This is a genomic window from Microcystis sp. M20BS1 (assembly GCF_020245305.1).
Classification (GTDB): Bacteria; Cyanobacteriota; Cyanobacteriia; order Cyanobacteriales; family Microcystaceae; genus Microcystis; species Microcystis ichthyoblabe_A.
In genome coordinates, this window is sequence record NZ_JADBUZ010000146.1 from 1 (window position 1) to 23,849 (window position 23,849).

A 23,849-nucleotide genomic window follows, 5' to 3' on the forward strand; every position below is an offset into this window, starting at 1 on the left:
GAAGGCTTTTGTAGTAACGATTCTGGTTCCAATCACACAATTTAGAGAACCGTTGAAAATCTATGAACTCCCGAAAAGGCTTGCCATATAAGTATTTCGCATCTAAGTACAATTGCTTATTGCAAAAGTGGGATGCTCCCGATTAAACTTCTGTAGTCAGACTTTGGAGAATTGGTATAAGGTGAAAGTAATTTCCAGTGAAAGACGTGAGTTAATCGCTCCCGTGATTGAATAAATTCTTACTGGAATTAGTTAAATAAAAGGTGGGCTTCTTGCTCACCTTTTCTCGTAAAAATAGGGGAAAAAAGTGCGATGAAAGTTTGGGTTGTGGGTTGTGTTTTGTTATTTTTGTTGGTGGAATTTTATCAGTGGGCCAAGGGGTTTATTTTGCCTTTACCTATCTATATTTTTGCTGGAGCTTTATTATCGATCGCTTCTAATTATTCTCAAGATATGAGCAATTTATTTACTAGAAATGAACAGGTTTATCAAACTGCCAGTTTAACTGATATTCCTGACATTTTGACGGCAGAAACCGCAATTGCCAGCCTAGAAGCGGCAGCATCGGAGGATGGTAAAAAGCTATCAAATTAGGCGGTTTTGTAGAATTGCCATGTCATAACTAGGGTAAAAATTACTAAAACTAGCCAAGGAACTAAAATTAAATTGCGTTTATCAGTAAAGAAAAAGGGAAATAAATCGACTCTTTGAATTAATGGTGTAGCTTTAGGAGAATTTGAGCTCTCTATACACCAAGAGGAGGTGAGTAAACAAGTAATGTTACGAAAACGACTACCTAGTCGAAATTCTTGATGGGTTTTGGGAGGAGCAAAGAAAATCATACCTAGATTACTGACTTCTGTATTAGAAGATAAACTAACGGAGGCTATTTGAATAATAAAAGCAATAATAAGGGCCGTAATAATTAACCAACGTCTCCAATGAAAATTGGATAACAAATACTGAATTAAGAGAGCGATTAGGGGAATCAATAATAGATGAATAGAAGTGACTTGGTAGCGCGCTCCCCATGCAGAGTCTCCATGCCAAAAATCAAAACGGCTAGTAGCTAAGGTAAAGAGAATAAGATTCAATAAAGCTGTCAATATATAGCCACGAAGATAGGGAGATAATGTTTTCCATACATAAACTGTCAACATTAAACAAGGTAGAAGCAGTGGATCGTATATGAAAATGCTTTTAGCTGGAGAAAATAATACTCCTAATATTCCGACCGAAGGGTGATTAATCATTGGATAATTATCTGGCAGTTTTGGTAAACCCTCCAAAAAAGGATCGGTATTTATAGTATCAATATCTATTACCCTCAACGTCCAAAATTTTCCAAATCTTTGGAAGTTAAAATATTGGTTGATTAACATAACAGGAATAGCACCTAATATCGAAATAGCAAGAGACTGTAATATAGTCAGCCAACTTTTTCTTTTATATAGTAAAATACCAAACAAAAATAATAGAGTAGTTGCTATATGAATAATACTGGTGGTTCTAACTAAAAAAGCACAGCCCAAAGCAACTCCACTTAAATAAATATTGATAATCTTGTTATTTTTTAGATAATTAAAGATAGCAATATAAGCCAAAATAACAAATAATAAAACTTGATTATTTTGTTGATTATTTTGAGCATAATTTAAAACCGTGGTAGTGAGCAACCAAGTCAGGCTAGAAATTGTAGCTATTTTTTCGCTAAATTCTAGCTTAATCAACAAATAGTAAGCTGAAATCACCACTGCTATGTTAATGGGGAGAAAAATTAACCAGTTAACAACAAATCTTCGGCTCAACTCTTCGGGAATTCTGGGAATAAGTTGATGTATCGTAGTTCCTAGCCAATCCCCCGGTAACATTAATAAAGATTGACCTACTTCATAGGTATAATAACGTTTACCATCTCTACCTATAATTCCAATTTTATTGTCCATACGAGTGAGAGGCTTATGGTTAGTATCTAGTTGAACTTCAGGCTCTCCCGTCCAGATAGTATGGGTTATACTTAAGCGGACTAAAGTATCTGCACGCATGATGAGACCAGTGTTAATCACCGCCAGCCATAAAAATGTTATTAAACTAATTTTTATGATGTTTCTTTTTGATAAGTTGTTCATTTTTTATCTACTCCTGTAAAACCATATTGAGGCAGTTGATGTCCTGATAATGTATTTAATCCTTCTCCATACTAACCTAAGTTCGGGATAAGCCGAAACCCTAATTTTATCCTAGCCAGTCAGCCCTATTCTTTCCTGGAATTCAACGACACTACAGCGTGCGTCATCCTGAATGCTGTACTCGCTACCGAAAGCGATTTGTAAGAATAAGATACTGTACAAAATGGAGAATACGATGCTGAGACTGAACCAGAAGGTTCTGGAAAGCATCAATTCTCTTAGAGGAGTGAGTTCTAAAAAATACGGCTCTTCCGGTTTCTGTGTGGAAACGAAGCCTATACTGATAGTTTCTTCGGCAAAATAGTCGTAAAAGTCTTTCTCCGTCAACATTTCACGATTCCATAAGCAAAAATTATCACACAAAGTCGAGAAGAGCCAAAATACGAGTTCTTTGTCTGCATAAATACCTTATTAAAGGTAAAATACTTGTACGTTTTATACAAGTATTTTACCTTTAATATGGATACCCGAAGAGCTAGGATGATTGTCGATTTCTTGCTATTTTTAATTTGCCATTAGGATCTAGCCTAAATAATCTTTTAGATGCCCTAGAATTTCACTATTTCTAATCATAAAAAATTTCATGGCAATTATAAATAGTAAAGTCAAGAGAAAGTATTATTTCTTGCCATCTATAAGCTTTAGAACCATATTAACTGTTACTTTATTAGATAAAAGATTGAGGACTAGAGTGATTGTTATTGATGCTTGACATTTGCTTAGTTGATAGGTTGATCAGGAAAAATGGTAATGAATTATCTGGGAATTTTGATTGCAAAAAAAATTCAATAAAGACCACTATTTTCGATTAAAAGTCCATTTTTTATGGGCAATAAAATTATAAATAGTCATTAGTATAGTAAGGATTATGTAAGCGGACAAGTACCATACTTTCAACAAATCAACCAAGAAATACATAGCGATAGCGACCGCAAAAGAACTAGAAAGCATGATCCCATGATACTTGATTAATTCTCCCAAAATACTTCCAATTTTTATTCGTCCTGTAAATGTATATTTTCGATTCAGATAGAATCCCAATGTATTTACATAGAACATTTGCACGAAAATCGAGAGAACGTAATGCAATTTTAGGTAATTGGTTAAAAGGTATAGAATTAGTATATTTTGGAATGAACAAAAGACACCCACAAGGCAAAACCTAAAAAATGAGCTTCTGAATAAACGATTAACCGCAATAAATTTCATGTTAAACCTAATCGTTACTAAATTATATTAGCTTTTAGTCTAGCAATTATGCGCTCATGGATGCGCGAATATCGTAAGTATTTGTAAACTCCTAAAAAACCAAGCGAAAAACTCGATAGGAGTAACTTAATTAACTCTAATCGAGAACCTTTACCATGCGCCATCCTCGCTAAAATAGTATTCACTTGTATTGAGAATTCAGCAAGTGATCGAATTCTTTTTTTTCTGTAAGCTGACACGTCCCATCTATCTAGACAGTCGTGAGCAACCACATTCAATTGATTATAAAACTCTCCAGTTTTGGAGCTTCTGACAACGGTTTGAGAGCTTGAATGAATGCGGAATGCACTCAATGGATAAGGATAATAAATGATTTTTTCATCTCGTTTATGAAAAGCGATTTTTAACCAGAGATCCCAGTCGGCTGTATACCAAAGTTTTTCGTTCATTCCCCCCACCTGTAAAGCAATTTCTCTTTTAAAAATTGGAGCAGGAATGGAGATAAAATTTTGAATCAACAGGCTCTCGATTAAAATATCTCTATCAACATATTTTGGAAAAGCTGGTAAAGGACAAGTCCATAAACCTAACTTTTTCCCTCGGTCATTGATAAAGATTGAAGGGTGTAAAAGTAAGTCGGTATCTGGATAATCATTAAGGATTTCCTTGATTATTTTTAAACGATTGTTCAACCATAAGTCGTCTTGATGTAATAAACATACATAGTCTCCCGAAGCATTCTGTAAAGCGAAGTTAGTGTTAGCAACCCAATTGCCTATCCTTTTACGCTCGAAAAGCTTGATAGGAATTTTATCCTCGTAATTTTTGATAATAGATAAAGTTCGATCAGTAGAGCCATCATCAATGATAATATACTCGACGTTTCTCTCATTTTGTTCAAGGATTGAATTAAGAGTATCCTTTAGATACTGATCTCCATTATAAGTGGGAATTAATACGGACAACCAAGGATGAGCATTCATAAAAACTTTTTGAAATAACAGTATTATGAAGAAATTTTAATCAGAAAAACAATATTGTTTTTCCAAGGACGAACGGTAGACTCAAGGATAATCGATTGTTTACCAAAGAGTTTATATATCATATCTCGAAATTGTTCGGTCGTTTTATGCTTGACCTTATCACCAGTAATATACAGATCCAATAGATAGCATAAATAATGGATCGGTGAATTATTTTTACGCCAATCCTTGAGAACAATATATCCGTTAGGTTTTAAGGATTTACCAGCGTAAGTTAAGAATTCTTCATGCATTGACCAAGGAACATGGTGCATAACATCACTAATGACGACTAAATCGACACTTTGGGGGGTTTCTGCAACGAATTCTTGAATTGATTTTTGTTCAAACCGAACATGATCGAGATTTCCTTGAAACATCCGTCCTACCCTAGGAGTAATATCGATTCCTATAATATGTGAACTAGGATAGGCACTCGCTAAAAGTTCAGTTAAAGCACCTTCCCCACAGCCTAACTCTAGAATTATCTCAGGATTAACCCATTTATGGATTTGATGAGTTAAATCAGCTTGATTAATAAAAATGTTTCGATAAATATCAGAAATTGGTCTTTCCCAAGGACCTAACAAGCTCCGAACAAAAGTTCCTATCGGCATAAAAATTAGTTAACCCCCTATAAATTTACCTTCGGCTGTTTTCATCTTTGTTTTAGTCCCAAAACACTTAAAAAGAAACTGGAAAAAAATCACCTGTGCTACCAAGGCTAAAGCGGGTACGGAAGGAATGACAATTCTCATGGTCACGGACGTATCTAAGGCTCCATAAAACTGAGTGACGAACCATCTTTAGGGTTTTTGAGCGACAGTAATCAGTTGAAGTCCTCGAGAAGAAACCAGAAAATCATCTACCCTAAATACAAACTGCAAAAATCGAGAGGTAATCTTACTCACAAATGTTACCTTCGTTTTCATTACCTTTTCTGGACCGAGAGCAGAAACCATCTGATAATAGATTAACCCTAAAAAAGTCCCCCATCCATAATTCTTTTTGACAGAAAATCCACTATTAGTTACTAAAGAGGCGAACTCTTTCATTCCAAAACGCCGATAATGACCCGCAACCTCATCCTGTCTAGACCAATAACGCATATTACAAGGTACGGTCAGAAGGGCGATACCTCCTGGTTTTAATAAAGAGAAAATAATGTTGAGAGCTGCTTCAGGTTCGGGAAGATGCTCGATGACTTCACTACAGATCACTAGATCATAAGAACAGCGAGGCAATCTTTCAGCAACTTCGTACAAATCTCCTACCTGAATGACATTGCGAATTTCCGGATGGGCGGATTTCTTTCCTTCCTCGGAATATTCTATTCCTGACAAGGTAGCTTTTGGATATTTATTTTTAAGTAGGCTTAAAAATGCTCCACGGCCACAACCAAGATCGAGAATACTACAATCTTCCATAGAAAATTTAGGTAGCTCGCGTAGCATTAAACGATAGCGATTATGGGTAAGAGGTCCTATATCTTGTAGGTTTTGCCATTGCTGCGACCAAAGATGGTCGTACATTTCCAAGTCATACTCACTGTTATTCATAGTTTAAATGTAAATAGAATTACTTCCGTTTTAGTCCCAAAACACTTAAAAAGAAACTGGAAAAAATCACCTGTACTCCCAACCCTAGAGCGGTTACGGAAGGAATGACAATCCGCATGGTCACGGCTGGATCTAAAGCCCCATAAAGTTGTGCATTCCAAGTATATAAAGCATACACCGAACCGCCTATACCTACTAAAAATAAAATTACGCCAATGATCAATCCCACCTCCAGATTAATATAACGTAAAAATCGTCTTAATTTTCGGTCTTCTGGTAATAAACCTTCGCTGATAGCAAAAGCTTTTGTAAAGATGGCAAAACTGACGATTTGAAAGCCAATAATCAAAGCTGTGGCTGAATAGAGAAGGGTGTGAACTCTGGGTTGGGTCATAAACCAAATCGTCGCCACAAATCCCAGAAACATTAAAGCCAGTCCGGGGTAGAGAAACAACCAGCGAGGACTATACATTAAGAGGAATCGGAGATGTCGCCAGCCATCGCGCCAAGTTTTTAGGTGGGGGGGACGACTGCGACCGTCAGGGGATAAAGTGGTTGGTACTTCGGTAATTTTCAGACCGTAGAGGGATGCTTTCACCACCATCTCGCTGGCGAATTCCATGCCAGTGGTGCGTAGGTTCAATTGTTCGATCGCCTGTTTACTAAACCCGCGCAATCCACAGTGAAAATCACCACAGGGGCTGCCAAAAAATAACCGTCCTAACCAAGTCAAGACAGGATTGCCCAGATGCTTATGCAATACTGGCATCGCCCCTGGTTTAATTCCCCCCTGAAAACGATTGCCCATCACCAAATCGTAACCCTGTCGCAATTTTTCTAGGAAAGGCGAAAGATTAGTAAAGTCATAGCTATCATCGGCATCCCCGATAATAATGTATTGACCTTTGGCGGCGGCGATCCCCCCCCGCAGGGCGCTACCATAACCCCTTTCTGGGATGGGAACCACCCGCGCCCCTGAATTAGTGGCAATTTCTTGGGAACCATCGCTACTCCCATTATCGGCGATTAGCACCTCCCCCGCAATTTTGTGTCGTTCCAGATAATCTCGCGCTTTGCCGATACAGGTGGCCAGGGTTTCCGCCTCGTTGAGACAGGGCATGATGATCGATAATTCTAGAGTAGGTATCTGCTCATTGGCGACGGCATCTGCCATGACCTGATTTTCTAGCATAACAATCGCGGTGGAGTCGTTTTGCCCAAGAGTATAACAGGATTATTGACGTTTGTAACAACAAATTTTTGATTGCTCAATAGTGCTGCCTTAATTGATTGGCTTGTCTTTGTCCCCAATAACCTATAATAAGTGGGCTGTTCATTATCTAGATTTCCGAAGCTATCTTAAGCTAGACAGGACCTTCAGCATCCCAACAACGGGGTTTAGATTACGAACAGCTTAGGGCAAAAATTTGGCAACCCAGAGAAAATGATACTGAAAAATTAAAAACTGAAGTTTATCTTGATTTCAGAGCAATAAACCTTAGCTATATCAAGCTGAAAATCGAAATGACCTTAAAAATTTAGTTGTAACATATAAGTTTAGAATTGATAGTGCCGATAGCAATGGATTACTGGGGAATAAATAACGTGAAGCTGCGGGGAAAAATGCCATATCGACTGCAACATACAAAAATAAGCGCAGTAAAATTATAGATAGGGCAAAAGAAATAATCAATACATATTGATTAAGAAGTTGGGAGTGAACAGGTTTAATCAAGTAATAGACGAATAATATTACAAAAGATATCATTCCAATAATATTGATGATCTGAATTAAAGGAGTGATCCTGATCTGGTTTAAATAGAAAATAAGGTCTTTATTTAAATCTCGTTGATTAACTAGATAAGTTCGACGATGTGCCACTCGATTAAATATTGATCTCATTTCAGGAGTTACTCGAGGATCATCCGTATTTTGTAAGAATCTATTACTGACTCGTGGCAAAAATAAATATCCACTCATTTTAGTTAATGAATGAGGAAATTTGTTTAGCCAAAATCCTATATCTATAGGATCAAAAGAGAAAGTTTTCCTGTTAATTATTTGATAGTTAAATGCCTCTTGCAGTTCAGAATTAATTTGAGTAAAAACTTGATACATACTCCTGTCTTCTGTTAAATTGCTTCTTCTAATTGCTTCTATTGTTGACCAGTGCACCCAATCAATTGTTACTTCTATATTAGTATCTTTTCCACCGAGTGTAGTAACTTTCCTAGCTAATTCTTCTTCGATTAGAGATTTTACTTGATTCAACGTTGGACTCACTTGATAAGCCATTTTTAATTGTTTACGACTTATATTGACAAACTCAAAATCATCGATATTTTGACCATCATCTATACTCTGAATCTGGGAAAAAGTTTCTTTAAAAGCCGATGATTGACCAATGGATAATGCCGGTAATTCTAGAAAAAAAGTATTTAATAAAGTAAAAAATGTAGTAATTAATAAACTTATAGCGATGGGAATAATACAAATCGGCAAAGCTTCTCGAATAGCTCTTGCTATATTCATTCTATTTCTTAATACAAGAATAACAAAAACAACTAGGTAACTCAGCAAGAACACTATCTGCTCTGGACGGGTAATGAATATTATTCCTAAACACAATCCACCAAGGACAGAAAATATTAGTTTCTTCGCTAAATTTTCTGACATAACAGTTATGATGGTTAAAGCCAAAAGGATATGATATAAGCTAATGGCTATTGTTTCAGTTACAATAGTATTGAAAACCATAAAAGTTGTTATATGAAAAGTTAAAATTGCAAAAACGACTAAGCAGATATATCGAGGGATTTTTAGTAATCTAAAACTAAAAACCAATAAAATATTAGAGATAGTGTAAAAAATCTCATGACTAATTCTTAGAGGAAAATTCAGAAAATTAGAAACCATTATAAATATTGGATATCCTGGCATATAATCGATTATTGCCTTAGCTTTATTAGTAGGGAACCAAATATTCTGATCTGCCATTAACGCATAGAGCAAGCAATCTCTTGGATGCCCTAAAACTTCACTGTTTCTGATTAAAAAAAACTTAATAATGATAATTGATAAAATCCCACAAGCAAAGAATAATTTATTTATATCTTCGGAAAATATTCTCGTCAATAATTGTTTTTTTAGCATAATATTTACCGAATTCAGATTACTTTGGCAATAACTTGGGTTAGACGATAGTAACTACTATATCGAATAGAGATAAACTGTCCTCACATATTCAAATCCCTCATGATCATAGTCCCCTTTCTAGGATAGTAACCACCCGCGCCCCTGAATTAGTGGCAATTTCTTGGGAACCATCGCTACTGCCATTATCGGCGATTAGCACCTCTCCCGCAATTTTGTGTCGTTCCAGATAATCTCGCGCTTTGCCGATACAGGTGGCTAGGGTTTCCGCCTCGTTGAGACAGGGCATGATGATCGATAATTCTAGAGTAGGTATCTGCTCATTAGAGGCGGCATCTGCCATGACCTGATTTTCTAGCATAACAATGGCGGTGGATTCGTTTTGCCCAAGAATATAACAGGTTATGTACAGCAGTGTACCAAATTGTTAGCACACAATCTGCTTAGGGACTTGCGCTTTGATAATGTACCATTTAGGGCTGGTCTTATTCTTCTACAGAGCGATTGTCTGGCTGGGATATTATTCCCACGCAAGTCCCTTATTCTTTTTTCTCTGAGCGGCAATCTCTACCTGAAGTTGAATTGCGATCGCTATGTTGGCCTCTCTGACTCTCTGACTGGGAGCATCTCATTTATGCAAGTGAGTAATTATACTTGTACCTAAAACTGGTTTCTAGCAAGGCTTTCAAAATAGCTTGACATAAAAACCTGATTTAGAGGTTACAAAGGTGAGATGCTCCCTCTCTGACTTTCTTGATTGGGCAATTTAACCCAAATTTTCCAGCAACTGAAATTCTGATGCTATCCTCGCCAGCCTACCTGATTATTTGCTAGAAGTCATGGCCAAATCTCCTTAACCCCAACTGACGTTACATTTACTCAAAAGCTATCTCCTTGGCACTGAATTTTTGATGCGTCCCGGACGCATCCCACAGCCAAATATCGCCAATTTCCCCCTAGGCTTTAGGTCTTAAATAAACTAGAGACTGTTGCCAAATTAAAGTGGGTTTATCGTAGTGATCAACTAGGTATAAACAGTTAGCATCTTGCCAAAGGATGCGACCAACGAGCAGATCATCGGTGCTTAACTTAATTTCTACTTCCCGTTTCTCTTGAATATAGCTCTGTACTTGTTTAATACTCGGCAGACCAGGATCGAATTGAGACATAATGAGTTTATCGATGAGGTGTTCATCCTCTATTATTCCTGTTGAGTAGCTTTTATTGACGATGAAAATCCCCTTCACCAAATATCAAGGCCTGGGCAATGATTTTATTTTGATAGATAACCGTCACAGTCCCGAACCCCTGATCACACCAGAAATGGCCGTGGCTATGTGCGATCGACATTTTGGCATCGGTGCCGATGGCGTGATTTTTGTGCTTCCCGGCCAAGCAGCAACCGACTACACCATGAGAATTTTTAACTCTGATGGTTCGGAACCAGAAATGTGTGGTAACGGTATTCGCTGTCTAGCCCAATTTATCGCCCGTTTAGAGGCTAACAACGCCATTGGCCGCACCTATCGCATTCATACTCTAGCAGGAACGATTATTCCTCGTTTAGAGGCTAATGAACAGGTAACGGTTGATATGGGACCGCCGCAATTACTAGGCAGTGAAATCCCCACCACTTTGGTGAAGGGGTCAGAAAAAGTCCTCGCGGTTCCCCTAGAGGTGGAAGGCAAAGATTGGTTAATTACTTGCGTTAGTATGGGTAATCCCCACTGTGTCACTTTTGTCGATGATCTGGCCTCTATTCCCCTAGAAACTATCGGTCCAAAATTTGAGCATCATCCGGTTTTTCCCCAACGTACTAATGTGGAGTTTGTGGAGGTAATTGGGCCGGATTATATGAAGATGCGTGTCTGGGAGAGAGGAGCGGGAATTACTCTCGCTTGCGGTACTGGTGCTTGTGCTGTGGTAGTGGCGGCCCTGTTAACGGGCAAATGCGATCGCCATTGTACCGTGGAACTGCCCGGTGGTTGTCTTCAGATTCACTGGTCGGACACCGATAACCGGGTTTACATGACAGGTCCTGCTAAAGCTGTTTTTGAGGGCATTTACGCCATCTAAACCAACCCGTCTGGACGGGGACTGAACTCCCCGAACAGCGCGACGGGATTGTTAATTCTTAGAGACTGGTAATCCAAGCAATAATTCCTTTACCAGTTAACAATTCAATGGCTAAAAGAGAGACAAAGCCAATCATAGCTAGTCTGCCATTCAATTTTTCAGCTTTTTTGGTAAAACCGAGACTGCTAGAACTATCAACGTACATTTTCGGTTCAACAGCAAAATTATTCAGTCTTCCTTGTTCTTCGGTGGTGTAGCCGCGGGCAGTCATGGGGAGGCTCCTTTTGTATGCTTATGTTAAGAAGTGTAACACATTGTTAAGTTATGTTGCAAGTTTTAACAAAAAATTTCTGGAGACTCAGAAAACCTCGATGAGGTGGTCAGTCAACGGCAGGATTCTAGGCTGTCAGGGTAGTGCTATAGTTCTATCTCCTCTGGGTTTATCGATGAAATTTTGCCTTTTTCTTGACAAATTAGTCAGATTGTGATAATAAAGAGGTGTAAACTCGTTCGCCTAATCAGGGGAAAGACAAAAACTATCTTAAGGTCGCCAGAGGAGTCCCGTTAAACCGTACAGGAGTTAGCGGGGGATAAATTGCCACCAAAAGCGAACCCGATTTTAGGGAGTCAACTGACCTTGAGTGAAGATACTCGAAAGGGTAAGTGTGGGGAGAATAGGGAAAAACCACTAGGAAAAACCCGAATAAAATCTTAAGATGCGGAGTGCCTAGTAGCCGTAAGTAACGATCGCGCTCACTGTTTTTGTAAATTCTATGGCAGAGATTAGCCCAGAGATCAACCTCATGCAGATAGCGACTATACTCAACCAATATCGATTTGAAATGAGAGGATACAAAGCGCAGGAATTAATCGAGCGCTGGTTGCCTACCTATTCGCTAAATTGGATTCGCATGGCGATTTTAGAGGCACTCTATCAGGGACGTTACAAAGTCATTTCGGTGGAGGAAATCCTCAAAATTTGGCACCGTCGCGGCCATCCTACCTTTCATTTTACGGGGGAATTCGAGCGATTGGTTTGTAAAAACCTGCCAGATTCCCAGTTAAATGGCAAAAAAACGGTATTTATCCCTAAACAGGAAAAGATCAATATACTTTCTGCCACCCTTGAGCGGCCTGATCCAGAGCCACAAGCGGAAGCCACGAGTAAAGATGCTTTATTCAACTTAGAAACTTCTCTTTTTGATGATCCTCGCAAGGGGATGAGTGATTTGGATGAGTTATTCTCGCAGTTAACCCCGGAAATGCCCAAATTCCCTGAATTAGAATCATTGCCTAAATCCCCTAACGGTCATGGAACTAGGGAGAATTTTTCGGTTAATTTTAAGCCAGTAATCGATGAGTTTATCCCTTTGTTAGACCCTTCGGAATTATATCCCAAATTAAAAGCTGTGGCTCGATCGCAGTATAAGTAGGGTTGGCTGAAAAAATTTTTCCTAGGGGCAGGGTGTGGGGTGTGGGGTGGTGGGGTGGTGGGGTACTGACACCAATTAATTCCCCGCCCTCAAGAAAAAAAAATCGCCTTGACGATTAGAATAGAGTTAACTTTTCCCCTCAAGGCTCTGCTCAATTAACTAGATTATGACATCCTCCTATTTTGGTCTAGAAACCGAAGAAAATAAACTAATTAACTCTAATAATCTCTCGTTCGCCGCTTCTCTTGGTATTCATGCCCTAATTTTAGCGATTATCTTACCTAATTTCCTCAATAATCCAGCGCAGGAGCCAAAAAAAGAGTTACGCAACGTCAATCTGATTGAATTGAACCCTCTAGAGCAGTCACGTCTTCCCAGTCTCGACTCCTCCCTGTCCAGCTTACCGGAACTGCCTAACCCCAATTCGTCCTCTTCCTCTTTGCCTCCTCTCCCCCCCATGGATGGTATCCATAACAGCACCTTACCTCCTTTACCCTCGGTTTCTTCCCTTCCCCCTTTACCTTCTTTACCTGCTTTACCTCCCCTCTCCTCCTTACCCTCCGTCAATATCTATTCTCCTCCCGTGGCATCTATCCCCTCCCTGGGTAGATTACCGATTCCTCGCAATTTTCCCACTTCTACCCCCAGTTTACCCAGTCCTCCTTCTGTTCCCACGCTGCCGGACAATAACAATCTGCCGAGGGAGACTAATAACCAGCAGCTCCGGCCTTACTTTGATCCCTACCGAGATAATCTAACTCCAGATGAATTGCGAAATTCGCCCCGTAGTGCATCGCAACAGGCACAGGAACAATTAAACAATTCCTTGGCCCGCACTTCGGAGCCGAATGGTCAATCGCCCATTGATGAACAGCGTCGTCAACAATTAATGTGGGAAATGCGGGAACGTTTGCGCTCCCTGGAGGCGGATAAAAGCAATACCAGTAACGAGGAGGCCATGAGAAATCAGGTGGATTGGCTGGCCAGAGTCCAAAAAACTAATCCTAACGCCTTAAATGAACTAAATCAGCCCAATCAGGGCAGCAGAGGCATAACTACCGTCAATTTAACCGGTAATTATCCCGCTACAGCTTGTTCCCGTCAATTAGCGGGGACGGCGGTTTATGGGGTGACGGTGGATGGTCAAGGCCGCATCAGCAGTGAACCCCAGTTAATTAAAAGCGCTGGCTTCCCGATTTTCAATCAACAGGGGGCTGGGGAAGTGCGCTCAACTCGTTTTAATAATCCCAGTGGTGAGTCGAGAATCTATCAGGTGCGAGTCAGTTTTGCCCCTAACCCAGAAGTGTGCCGAGGTGCGATCGCTAATCCCCCAAAACCGGAGGGTAGTAACCTCAATACGCGTAACTCCCCCCCCGTAACGCCGGCAATTGAAACCCCGCTTCGTCCCAATCAAACCCCGCAACCCGCCGTTAGTCCCCAACCGGATAACGTCAACCCCCCCGCAACCACAAGTCCAAATCCAGTCCAAACCCAGCCAGAACCGCCCAAAGAAGCGATAATCGAGGAAAAAGCCCCGGAAACTTCTTCCCAACCCCCCGCTCTCAATCAGACGGAGGTTTCCCCCGCTAGTCCCCCCACTAGCCAAAATCCTCAACCCGTCAGCGAGGAAGCTTTGCCCCCCGGTCCGCCAGCGGAAGCTAAAACTGAACCAGAAAGTTAGGACTTTTCAGTTATCAGTTATCAGATATGAGTTTTAAGTTCACTGATTACTGAAAAAAACTCTCATCTTCCTAGTCAATGATTCGATCCCCCCTGCCCCCCTTGATAAGGGGGGTGCCGATCCCCCCTTAGTCCCCCCTTAATAAGGGGGTGCCGATCCCCCCCTAGTCCCCCCTTAATAAGGGGGTGCCGATCCCCCCTTAATCCCCCCTTAATAAGGGGGGCATCTGATAATTTTTAACGGCTACCTACTTATTTTTACTTAAATGATTTCCACTTCCCAGATCCCCGATTCTTTTGTCTCACCTTGCCGTCGCGCCTCCGTTAGTCGTACTACCAAAGAAACCGATGTAGAGGTGACGATCGATCTTGATGGTAGCGGCAATTGTCGCGCCCAGACAGGAATTCCCTTTCTTGATCATATGTTGCAGCAAATCGCCTCCCACGCTGCGATCGATCTCGATGTGCGCGCCACCGGAGATCTAGAAATTGATGACCATCACACCAATGAAGACGTGGGAATCACCCTTGGACAAGCTTTACTGCAAGCTTTGGGGGACAAAAAAGGCATCGTCCGTTTCGGGCATTTTGTCGCCCCTCTCGATGAAGCTTTAGTGCAGGTTGCCCTCGATTTTTCCGGTCGTCCCCACCTCAGTTATGGTCTAGAAATTCCCACCCAAAGAGTGGGAACCTACGATACTCAGCTAGTGCGGGAATTTTTCGTTGCTTTGGTCAATCACAGTCAAATGACCCTACATATTCGCCAATTAGACGGGATTAATTCCCATCATCTTATTGAGGCTACTTTTAAAGCTTTTGCCCGGGCGATGAGTATGGCCATAGCGATCGATCCCCGTCGCGCCGGTATAATTCCCAGTTCTAAGGGAGTTTTATAGAAGCACTGCTTAACCCGAATTAACGTTAGCTTAAAAGCCCATAATTTGAGCCACTTGGGTTAATTCGGGCGCAATCCCAGATTTTAGTTGATTATTGCTGTGTTTTACCGCCGAATCTGGGTCTTTTAGTCCATTTCCCGTTAAAACACACACTACGGTGGCTCCATCGGGAACCTGTTGATGCACTTTTAATAATCCTGCCACAGAAGCGGCGCTGGCTGGTTCACAGAAAACCCCCTCTTGGCCGCCTAAAATCCGATAGGCTGCCAATATTTCCTCATCGCTGACCGCGTGAAATTGCCCTTGACTAGCGTGACTAGCGGCCCAGGCTTTTTCCCAGTTAGCGGGGTTGCCGATACGGATAGCGGTGGCTAGGGTTTCGGGATGGTCAACCGGTTGTTTGGAGATAAAAGGGGCAGCCCCAGCGGCCTGAAAACCCATCATCTTCGGCAGCTGGTCGCATTTGCCTATCTGGTGATACTGACAGAATCCCATCCAATAGGCGCTAATATTGCCGGCATTACCCACGGGAATACATAACCAGTCGGGAGCATTACCCAAGACATCGACAATCTCGAAAGCGGCGGTTTTTTGACCCTCTAAACGGTAGGGATTGACGGAATTGACTAAAGTTACGGGATAATTTTCTGATAGTTGGCGGACAATCTTGAGGGCATCATCGAAGTTGCCATTAATAGCGATGACTTCCGCTCCGTACAATAAAGCTTGGGCTAATTTTCCTAAGGCCACATAACCGTCGGGGATAATTACAAAGGCCCGCATCCCGGCCCTTCTTGCATAGGCTGCCGCCGCCGCCGAGGTGTTGCCGGTACTGGCACAAATCACCGCTTTTGCCCCTTCTTCCTTAGCTTTCGAGATGGCCATGGTCATGCCCCGGTCCTTAAAGCTGCCGGTGGGATTTAAACCATCATATTTGACAAAAACCTTGACATCGCGCCCGATTTGTGCTGAGAGATAGGGGGCGGGGATCAGGGGTGTATTGCCTTCTAGGAGGGTAATTACAGGGGTTTTACTGCTTACGGGCAGAAATTGGCGATATTCTTCGATCAAACCGCGCCAGCCGCCGATAGACAAGGATTTAGTGGGTGATTGGGGGATCGATCGAGAAATAATTGTCATAGCCTTAAGGATACAGATTTGATTAGATGGCCTAACTTCCTATTTTATCGAATAAGCAGTCCAAAAAATTAATCTCGATCGCCCGATTCAGATTCATGGGAGTTAAAACAGGGATGCAGGGAGATAAAAGACAATAACAGCAAATAAATGGGCTTTTAGGCAAAAAATTGTTATTTTATCGCTAAAAATCTGATTTTTTGCTCTTTTTGTCTTTCAGAGGTTGATTTAATTAGGATTTACTGAATAAATCTAAAAACCTTCTGAAAATCGGTAAAACCCCACACCAACCAACAAATTTTTTCAGTAAACCCTAATTAGTAGTAGTGCCAGATTAATTTCTTAGCTAGGATAGGCAAGAGGCAGCTGAAAAAAATTCTCCTGTCTCCTGTCACGACTGCTGGCAGTAGGTAATTTTGCCAGCATCTGATGTTCAGTTCAAACTCAAGCAACTATGTGTCAACTTTTAGGCATGAATTGTAATGTCCCCACGGATATCTGTTTCTCCTTCGAGGGATTTTGTGCGCGGGGAGGAAAAACCGACGAACATCGAGACGGTTGGGGAATCGCTTTTTTTGAGGGTTTAGGTTGTCGAACTTTTATTGATGTTCAACCCTCGATCGCTTCTCCGATTGCGGAATTAATTAAAAACTATCCGATCCATTCTACCAATGTTATCGCCCATATTCGCAAAGCTACCCAAGGAGAAATTAAACTAGAAAACTGTCATCCTTTTCGGCGGGAATTGTGGGGGAAATATTGGGTTTTTGCCCATAATGGTCATTTAGAAAATTTCTCACCTGCTGCGGGAGATTTTTATCAACCGGTTGGGGACACAGATTCGGAAAAAGCTTTTTGTTTAATTCTTAATACCCTGCGAGAGACTTTTCCCCAGGGCAAACCTTCCCTAGAACAACTTTATCAAGTCCTAAAAACTATCACAAACTCTATCACTTGTCAAGGTATTTTTAATTATCTTTTATCCGATGGTGAACATTTTTTTGCCCATTGTTCAACTAAATTAAGCTATATAATCCGTCAGTATCCTTTTGCCGCTGCTCATTTAATTGATGAAGATGTTAGCGTTGATTTTCAAGCTTTAGCTCATCCCGGCGATCAAGTAGCAATTATTGCCACTACTCCCTTAACTGATAATGAAGTTTGGACAGCGATTAATTCAGGAGAATTATTAGTTTTTCAGGAGGGCGCAGCAATTTTAAGTTAATCTTACCAGTGGTCACTTTGTCGAGATTTTTCTAAGTCAATTAACTGAGTTTTTAACCCTAACCAATCTAATTGATTAGCAAGGCAATCTGAGCCAATTTTTCCCGCTTCTAGATAAATGACTCGCTCGGCAAATTCCTCTAAAAAATCCAGTTGATGATTGACCATAATTATCGTCATTAAACTTTGATTATTTAATACTTCTAATAACCTGCTGGCCGTGCCTGTATCTAGAGCAGAGGTGGGTTCATCTAATAACAATATGCTCGGTTCTAACAGCAAAGCTCTGGTAATTGCCACTAATTGTCTTTGTCCTAAAGATAATTCTAACTCCCCGCGCTCAAACCACTGTTCAGGAATTTTTAATAGGGATGTCCAATGGTCAATTCTCTGATTAATTTCCGCAGGGGTAAGTTTTTTTAATTGCAAAGGATAAGCGAGAGCATCTCGAACATTCATCCCTAATAACTTCGACTCTTGTAGCAATAAAACTATCTGTTGTCGCAGGGAAATAACCGGTATTTCCCTAATCGATTTACCTTGAAAATAAATATTTCCCGTGCTGGGTTCTTGCAAACGATTTAACAATCGTAAAAGAGTCGTTTTTCCTGCCCCAGATGCTCCGACAATAGCTAACTTTTCTCCTTGCTTGATGCTAAAAGTAATATCTTCTAACAGATAAGCACTACCCCGTCGGATAGCTAAATTTATTTGCTGTAGTTCTAAAATCAAGATTGGTCTTTTCCTTACTTAGTTCAAAATTATTATATAATGAAAATAGCCCAATGAGTTCGGCAGGTATTCCCCATGGTTAGTCAAGTTAACAAAAACGAGATTATCTATCCTGAGAGCGACGGTAAACCGATGGCAGATAATACTAAACAATTTAACTGGATAGTGACGATTAAGCAGAATCTCGACTGGTTATATATCGATGATCCCCAGGTATTTGTAGCGGGGGATCTGTTATGGTATCCCGTGGAAGGCCAGCCGAAAATTGCCGCTGCTCCTGATACGATGGTAGTATTGGGCAGACCGAAAGGCGATCGAGGTTCCTATAAACAATGGCAAGAAGATAATCTTGCTCCTCAAGTCGTCTTTGAGATTCTTTCTCCTAGTAACACATCGATCGAAATGGCCAAAAAATTGCTATTTTATGATCGCTATGGAGTCCAAGAATACTACGTCTATGATCCCGATGATAATAGTCTAGAAGCTTGGCAGCGAATTGGTGACAGTTTAGACAGTGTTAGTGAGGTTAATAATTGGGTGAGTCCCCGTTTAGGAATTCGTTTTGACTTAACCGACGAGTTAAAAATTTATCGTCCTGATGGTACTCAATTTTTGTCCTACAGCGAAATTAATCAACTACTGGAGCAGGAAAAGCAACGGGCTGAAAATGAACGCAAACGGGCTGAAAATGAATGCCAGCGGGCTGAAAAGGCTAATCAGCAGTTAGTAGAAATGGAGGCAAAACTGCAAAAATATCGGCAACTTTTTGGGGAATTACCTAACTAGGGTGTGGGGTGTAGGGTTTTGCCGATTTTGAGGTAGTCAGTTACCTAATTTTCAGGGAAAAAGTCTAGGGATTTTACCCCCGATCACTCCAATGGTCAGCACTTTTTGAGGGCAAAAAAGTCTAAAAGCCTTATCCAACAAGGGTTTTAGATTTATTCCTGGACAGCAATTCTCATTTTAAGGTTTCATGACATTAAAACCCTTGCACCTAGAGGGGTTAATAATTCTTAACGAATCTCTAGATCGCTGAAACAACGCAAAATCGTTTCAAAATGAGAATTGCTGGCTCACCTCTTTGTAATAAACCTACACCTGTCAGAATAGGGCCACGGAGTAACGTCAAGTATTTTATAGAAAATTAATATAATTTAATTAATTACGTTGAATTAGTCAGATCCTAACCCTGATCATCTTTGAACAGCGACATCTCGTCTGAGGTGTTATCTGGTAACATTTTTGTAATTAAAAGTCAATAGATTAAATATTAATTTTTGTAAAGGAAAGCCTGAGTAGTTACTCAAAAAGCTCTTTACCATCTGTTACAAAATATGGCAAGATATTTATCGAATTGTGTCAAAACCCAGAGTAAATACTCACTTGGGTGACATTTTCTGATACAAAACAGAAACATATATATCCAAATACCTTAAACAAAGGGCGATCGTCATCAGATGACGAAAATACCTCAAAACCAGACTCAGCAATAATAAGGAGAACCATCATATATGTTCACTCACGTCAAGTCCACCATTCGTCATATAGTTCCCGACGGGTTGAATGGTCGATCGCTGGTCAAGGTGGTCTATGTCGTGCTAGAACCTCAGTACCAAAGTGCGCTGAGTAGTGCGGTCAGGGAAATCAACGCTAACAACCCAAAACTAGCGATCGAAATTAGTGGTTATTTAATCGAAGAACTGCGCGATGCAGAAAATTATCGCAATTTTCAGGAGGATGTAGCCAAGGCTAATATTTTCATCGCATCTCTCATCTTTATCGAGGATTTAGCCGATAAAGTTGTGGCCGCTGTCGGTCCCCATCGGGATAAATTAGACGCTGCGATCGTCTTTCCCTCCATGCCCCAGGTAATGCGCTTAAATAAGTTAGGTTGCTTTTCTATGGCACAATTGGGACAGTCTAAGAGTGTCATCGCTAATTTTATGAAAAAGCGCAGGGAAAACTCTGGCGCTGGTTTCCAAGACGCGATGTTAAAGTTATTGCGAACTTTACCGCAAGTCCTGAAATACCTCCCCATGGAAAAAGCTCAGGACGCACGCAACTTTATGTTAAGTTTCCAGTATTGGCTGGGAGGTTCCGCAGAAAATTTAGAGAATTTCCTGTTAATGTTGGCCGATAAGTACGTCTTTGATAATAAGGATGACAGTGTAGTTTACAAAGAACCGGTAGTTTATCCGGATATGGGTATCTGGCATCCTTTATCGATGAAAATGTGGTCGGATGTCAAGGAATACTTCGCTTGGTACAATAACCGCAGTGATATTGCTGATGACCTGAAAGACCCTTTGGCTCCCTGTGTGGGCTTAATTTTACAGAGAACTCACCTGGTTACTGGTGATGACGCTCATTATGTCGCTCTCGTGCAGGAATTTGAGTCTATGGGTGCGCGAGTCCTTCCTGTTTTTGCTGGGGGATTAGATTTTTCTAAACCGGTAGAGGAATACTTCTGGGATAAAAGCTTAAAAGGAGTGGAAGCGGTTGCTATCGTTGACACGGTAATTTCCCTGACGGGATTTGCTTTGGTGGGGGGTCCAGCGCGACAAGATCATCGGTCAGCGATAGAATCCTTAAAACGTCTCAATCGTCCCTATATGTGCGCGTTACCGCTAGTTTTCCAAACTACTCAGGAATGGGAAGAAAGCGATTTGGGGTTACACCCGATTCAAGTGGCGCTACAGATTGCTATTCCGGAATTAGACGGTGCGATCGAACCTATTATTTTATCGGGCCGGGATGGGGCTACGGGTAAAGCGATCGCTTTACAGGACCGGGTAGAAGCGATCGCTCAACGGGCGCTAAAATGGGCTAATCTAAGAAAGAAACCGAAACTGAATAAAAAGGTCGCCATCACTGTGTTTAGTTTCCCCCCCGATAAGGGGAATGTGGGAACCGCAGCCTATCTAGATGTGTTCGGTTCTATCTACGAAGTGATGCAAGCTTTACAAAATAATGGTTATGACTTGCAGGACTTACCCGCATCTCCCAAAGAACTGATGGAAGCGGTAATCCATGATGCCACCGCACAATACCATAGTCCGGAGCTAAATATCGCCTATCGGATGTCTGTACCGGAATACGAGCGTTTAACCCCCTATTCTGTCCGTTTGGAGGAAAATTGGGGACCACCACCGGGACATCTCAACAGTGATGGACAAAATCTATTAATCTACGGGAAAGAGTTCGGTAATGTCTTTATCGGGGTTCAACCTACCTTCGGTTATGAGGGGGATCCGATGCGTCTGCTCTTTTCTCGTTCTGCTAGTCCCCACCACGGTTTTGCAGCCTACTACACCTATCTCAATCAAGTCTGGAAAGCAGACGCGGTTCTCCATTTTGGCACCCACGGTTCCCTAGAATTTATGCCGGGGAAACAGATGGGAATGTCTGGGGAATGCTACCCCGATAACCTCATCGGGATGATTCCCAATCTCTACTATTATGCCGCTAATAACCCCAGCGAAGCTACGATCGCTAAACGTCGCAGTTATGCGGAAACTATTTCCTATCTCACTCCCCCCGCAGAAAATGCCGGACTTTACAAAGGGTTAAAAGAACTAAGCGAGTTGATCGGTTCCTACCAAACTCTGAAGGATAGTGGGCGTGGGGTGCAAATTGTCAATACTATTGTCGATAAATGTTTATTAGTCAATCTCGACAAAGATATAAGTTTACCTGATGGTGACACTGCCCATCTCAGTCAAGAGGAACGGGATAATATTGTCGGTTCGGTCTATCGTAAACTGATGGAAATTGAATCGCGCTTGCTTCCCTGCGGACTTCATGTTATCGGGAAACCCCCCTCGGCGCTCGAAGCGGTGGCAACTTTGGTCAATATTGCCAGTTTAGACCGGGAAGAAGACGATTTACTCTCCTTACCCCGAATTATTGCTAACAGCATCGGCCGGGATCTAGAGGAAGTTTATCGCAATAGCGATCGAGGTGTGTTAGAGGATGTGGAATTACTGCAAAACATCACCCTCGCGACTCGCGCTGCCGTCTCCGCTTTAGTCGAGTCTCAAACCGACGGGTCAGGTCGGGTATCGATGCTTTCTAAGCTGAATTTCTTGAATATAGGCAAGAAATCGCCTTGGCTCGAAACTTTACAGTCGATGGGTTATCCACAAGTTGATCCGGTGGCGTTAAAACCCCTGTTTGAATACCTAGAATTCTGTTTAGAACAGATTTGTGCCGATAATGAATTAGGGGCGCTATTAAAAGCATTGGAAGGGGAATACGTTCTTCCCGGTCCTGGTGGCGACCCTATCCGTAACCCCGGAGTTTTACCGACGGGTAAAAATATCCACGCTTTAGACCCCCAGTCTATCCCGACCCTAGCGGCGGTAAAATCGGCTAAAATCGTGGTGGATCGTCTGTTAGAACGGCAAAAACTGGATAATGGCGGTAAATATCCCGAAACCATCGCTTGTGTTCTCTGGGGAACTGATAACATCAAAACATACGGGGAATCCCTGGCACAAATTCTCTGGATGGTGGGGGTTCGTCCTCTTCCCGATGCTTTGGGACGGGTGAATAAATTGGAATTGATTCCCCTAGAGGAATTAGGAAGACCGCGCATTGATGTGGTGGTCAATTGTTCTGGTGTCTTCCGGGATTTATTTATCAATCAGATGAACTTGCTTGACCAAGGCGTAAAAATGGCTGCGGAAGCAAACGAACCGATGGAGATGAATTATGTCCGTAAACACGCTATTGAACAAGCAAAAGAAATGGGTTTAACGGTTCGACAGGCAGCCACCCGCATCTTTTCTAATGCTTCCGGTTCTTATTCTTCTAACATTAATCTCGCGGTGGAAAATAGCAGTTGGGAAGATGAAAAAGAGTTACAGAATATGTATCTCAACCGCAAGGGTTTTGCTTTCGACTCTGATAACCCGGGGATGATGGCCGATAATCGTCAGTTGTTTGAAGCATCTTTAAAAACTGCGGAGGCAACTTTCCAAAACTTGGATTCTAGCGAAATTAGTTTAACCGATGTTTCCCACTATTTCGACTCGGACCCGACAAAAGTTGTCGCTAGTTTACGCGATGATGGCAAAAAACCGGCGGCCTATATTGCTGATACTACCACCGCTAACGCTCAGGTGCGTACTTTATCGGAAACCGTGCGCTTGGATACCCGCACCAAGTTACTCAATCCCAAATGGTACGAGGGAATGTTAAGTCACGGTTACGAAGGAGTCCGAGAATTATCGAAGCGTTTGGTTAATACGATGGGATGGTCGGCAACTGCTGACGCGGTGGATAATTGGGTTTATGAAGATGTGAACACCACCTTTATTCAAGATGAGGAAATGTGTCAGCGTCTGATGAATCTCAATCCTAATTCTTTCCGCAAGATGGTGGGAACCCTGCTAGAAGTTAATGGTCGCGGTTACTGGGAAACTTCTCAAGAGAATTTAGACCGCTTACAGGAACTTTATCAAGAAGTGGAGGACCGTATCGAAGGAATCGAGTAATTGATCTAGTAAAATACCTCAAGGTAGAGAGGCAAAATAT

General features: G+C 41.5%; 20 protein-coding genes and 1 pseudogene. 8 read left to right on the plus strand and 13 right to left on the minus strand.

The annotated features are described in order from the left end of the window. Positions 1-312 precede the first annotated feature (312 nt). A complete protein-coding gene (locus IM507_RS14820) occupies positions 313-594 on the plus strand; it encodes a hypothetical protein (protein ID WP_002733870.1) in 282 nt (93 codons plus the stop codon). On the opposite strand, the gene IM507_RS14825 is transcribed toward IM507_RS14820, so the two are convergent. The 10 genes and pseudogenes from IM507_RS14825 to IM507_RS14870 all read right to left on the minus strand — a co-directional run bounded on the left by IM507_RS14825 (position 591) and on the right by IM507_RS14870 (position 10,302). Beyond that, positions 591-2,129, minus strand: coding sequence for a glycosyltransferase family 39 protein (locus IM507_RS14825; protein WP_002731671.1), 1,539 nt, complete (start codon positions 2,127-2,129; stop codon positions 591-593). The two genes, IM507_RS14820 and IM507_RS14825, sit on opposite strands and share 4 nt — an antisense overlap. Positions 2,130-2,240: 111 nt before the next feature. Next, entirely contained in the window at positions 2,241-2,516 is a 276-nt protein-coding gene (locus tag IM507_RS14830) for a hypothetical protein (protein WP_184891225.1), read from the minus strand. Between the two features lie 471 nt (positions 2,517-2,987). Continuing rightward, positions 2,988-3,398: a GtrA family protein gene (locus tag IM507_RS14835; protein ID WP_002735014.1), complete on the minus strand. Its 411-nt coding sequence runs from the start codon at positions 3,396-3,398 to the stop codon at positions 2,988-2,990. Between the two features lie 17 nt (positions 3,399-3,415). Continuing rightward, complete coding sequence (locus IM507_RS14840; protein WP_002734982.1) at positions 3,416-4,381, minus strand: glycosyltransferase; 966 nt, start codon at positions 4,379-4,381, stop codon at positions 3,416-3,418. Positions 4,382-4,404: 23 nt separating this feature from the next. Beyond that, complete coding sequence (locus tag IM507_RS14845; RefSeq protein WP_042790398.1) at positions 4,405-5,037, minus strand: class I SAM-dependent methyltransferase; 633 nt, start codon at positions 5,035-5,037, stop codon at positions 4,405-4,407. A 189-nt stretch (positions 5,038-5,226) separates the two neighbouring features. After that, positions 5,227-5,979: a class I SAM-dependent methyltransferase gene (locus tag IM507_RS14850; RefSeq protein WP_080601593.1), complete on the minus strand. Its 753-nt coding sequence runs from the start codon at positions 5,977-5,979 to the stop codon at positions 5,227-5,229. Between the two features lie 19 nt (positions 5,980-5,998). After that, the gene (locus tag IM507_RS14855; protein ID WP_123231139.1) at positions 5,999-7,171 is read right to left on the minus strand and encodes a glycosyltransferase family 2 protein; all 1,173 of its coding nucleotides are present in this window, start codon (positions 7,169-7,171) and stop codon (positions 5,999-6,001) included. Positions 7,172-7,486: 315 nt separating this feature from the next. Beyond that, the gene (locus IM507_RS14860; RefSeq protein ID WP_287637266.1) at positions 7,487-9,133 is read right to left on the minus strand and encodes a hypothetical protein; all 1,647 of its coding nucleotides are present in this window, start codon (positions 9,131-9,133) and stop codon (positions 7,487-7,489) included. Positions 9,134-9,245: 112 nt separating this feature from the next. Further along, positions 9,246-9,494: pseudogene (locus tag IM507_RS14865) on the minus strand (glycosyltransferase); the annotation flags it as partial. A 595-nt stretch (positions 9,495-10,089) separates the two neighbouring features. Continuing rightward, entirely contained in the window at positions 10,090-10,302 is a 213-nt protein-coding gene (locus IM507_RS14870) for an Hfq-related RNA-binding protein (RefSeq protein ID WP_002733331.1), read from the minus strand. A gap of 61 nt (positions 10,303-10,363) precedes the next feature. On the opposite strand from IM507_RS14870, the gene dapF reads away from it, so the two are divergent. Beyond that, complete coding sequence (dapF, locus tag IM507_RS14875; RefSeq protein WP_002733735.1) at positions 10,364-11,209, plus strand: diaminopimelate epimerase; 846 nt, start codon at positions 10,364-10,366, stop codon at positions 11,207-11,209. 58 nt (positions 11,210-11,267) lie between these two features. Here the strand turns inward: dapF and IM507_RS14880 are convergent, their stop codons facing one another. Further along, positions 11,268-11,480: a chlorophyll a/b-binding protein gene (locus IM507_RS14880; protein ID WP_002732553.1), complete on the minus strand. Its 213-nt coding sequence runs from the start codon at positions 11,478-11,480 to the stop codon at positions 11,268-11,270. 502 nt (positions 11,481-11,982) lie between these two features. On the opposite strand from IM507_RS14880, the gene IM507_RS14885 reads away from it, so the two are divergent. The 3 genes from IM507_RS14885 (at position 11,983) to hisB (ending at position 15,218) form a co-directional block, all read left to right on the plus strand. Then, positions 11,983-12,642, plus strand: a complete 660-nt coding sequence (locus IM507_RS14885; RefSeq protein ID WP_016516244.1) for a hypothetical protein — start codon at positions 11,983-11,985, stop codon at positions 12,640-12,642. Positions 12,643-12,808: 166 nt separating this feature from the next. Then, on the plus strand, positions 12,809-14,323 hold the full coding sequence (locus IM507_RS14890; RefSeq protein ID WP_287637267.1) for an energy transducer TonB: 1,515 nt from the start codon (positions 12,809-12,811) through the stop codon (positions 14,321-14,323). 265 nt (positions 14,324-14,588) lie between these two features. Then, on the plus strand, positions 14,589-15,218 hold the full coding sequence (gene hisB, locus IM507_RS14895) for an imidazoleglycerol-phosphate dehydratase HisB (RefSeq protein ID WP_069474995.1): 630 nt from the start codon (positions 14,589-14,591) through the stop codon (positions 15,216-15,218). Positions 15,219-15,248: 30 nt separating this feature from the next. Here hisB and thrC read toward each other — a convergent pair whose 3' ends face one another. After that, complete coding sequence (thrC, locus tag IM507_RS14900; RefSeq protein ID WP_190537385.1) at positions 15,249-16,358, minus strand: threonine synthase; 1,110 nt, start codon at positions 16,356-16,358, stop codon at positions 15,249-15,251. 451 nt (positions 16,359-16,809) lie between these two features. Here thrC and IM507_RS14905 point away from each other — a divergent pair, with 451 nt between their 5' ends. Beyond that, positions 16,810-17,580: a class II glutamine amidotransferase gene (locus IM507_RS14905; RefSeq protein ID WP_287637268.1), complete on the plus strand. Its 771-nt coding sequence runs from the start codon at positions 16,810-16,812 to the stop codon at positions 17,578-17,580. A 2-nt stretch (positions 17,581-17,582) separates the two neighbouring features. On the opposite strand, the gene IM507_RS14910 is transcribed toward IM507_RS14905, so the two are convergent. Beyond that, a complete protein-coding gene (locus IM507_RS14910) occupies positions 17,583-18,311 on the minus strand; it encodes an ABC transporter ATP-binding protein (protein WP_123231144.1) in 729 nt (242 codons plus the stop codon). Positions 18,312-18,386: 75 nt separating this feature from the next. On the opposite strand from IM507_RS14910, the gene IM507_RS14915 reads away from it, so the two are divergent. Both IM507_RS14915 and IM507_RS14920 read left to right on the plus strand, forming a co-directional pair. After that, a complete protein-coding gene (locus tag IM507_RS14915; RefSeq protein ID WP_002732397.1) occupies positions 18,387-19,097 on the plus strand; it encodes a Uma2 family endonuclease in 711 nt (236 codons plus the stop codon). 725 nt (positions 19,098-19,822) lie between these two features. Then, on the plus strand, positions 19,823-23,809 hold the full coding sequence (locus IM507_RS14920) for a magnesium chelatase subunit H (RefSeq protein WP_287637269.1): 3,987 nt from the start codon (positions 19,823-19,825) through the stop codon (positions 23,807-23,809). The last annotated feature ends 40 nt before the right edge of the window (positions 23,810-23,849 follow it).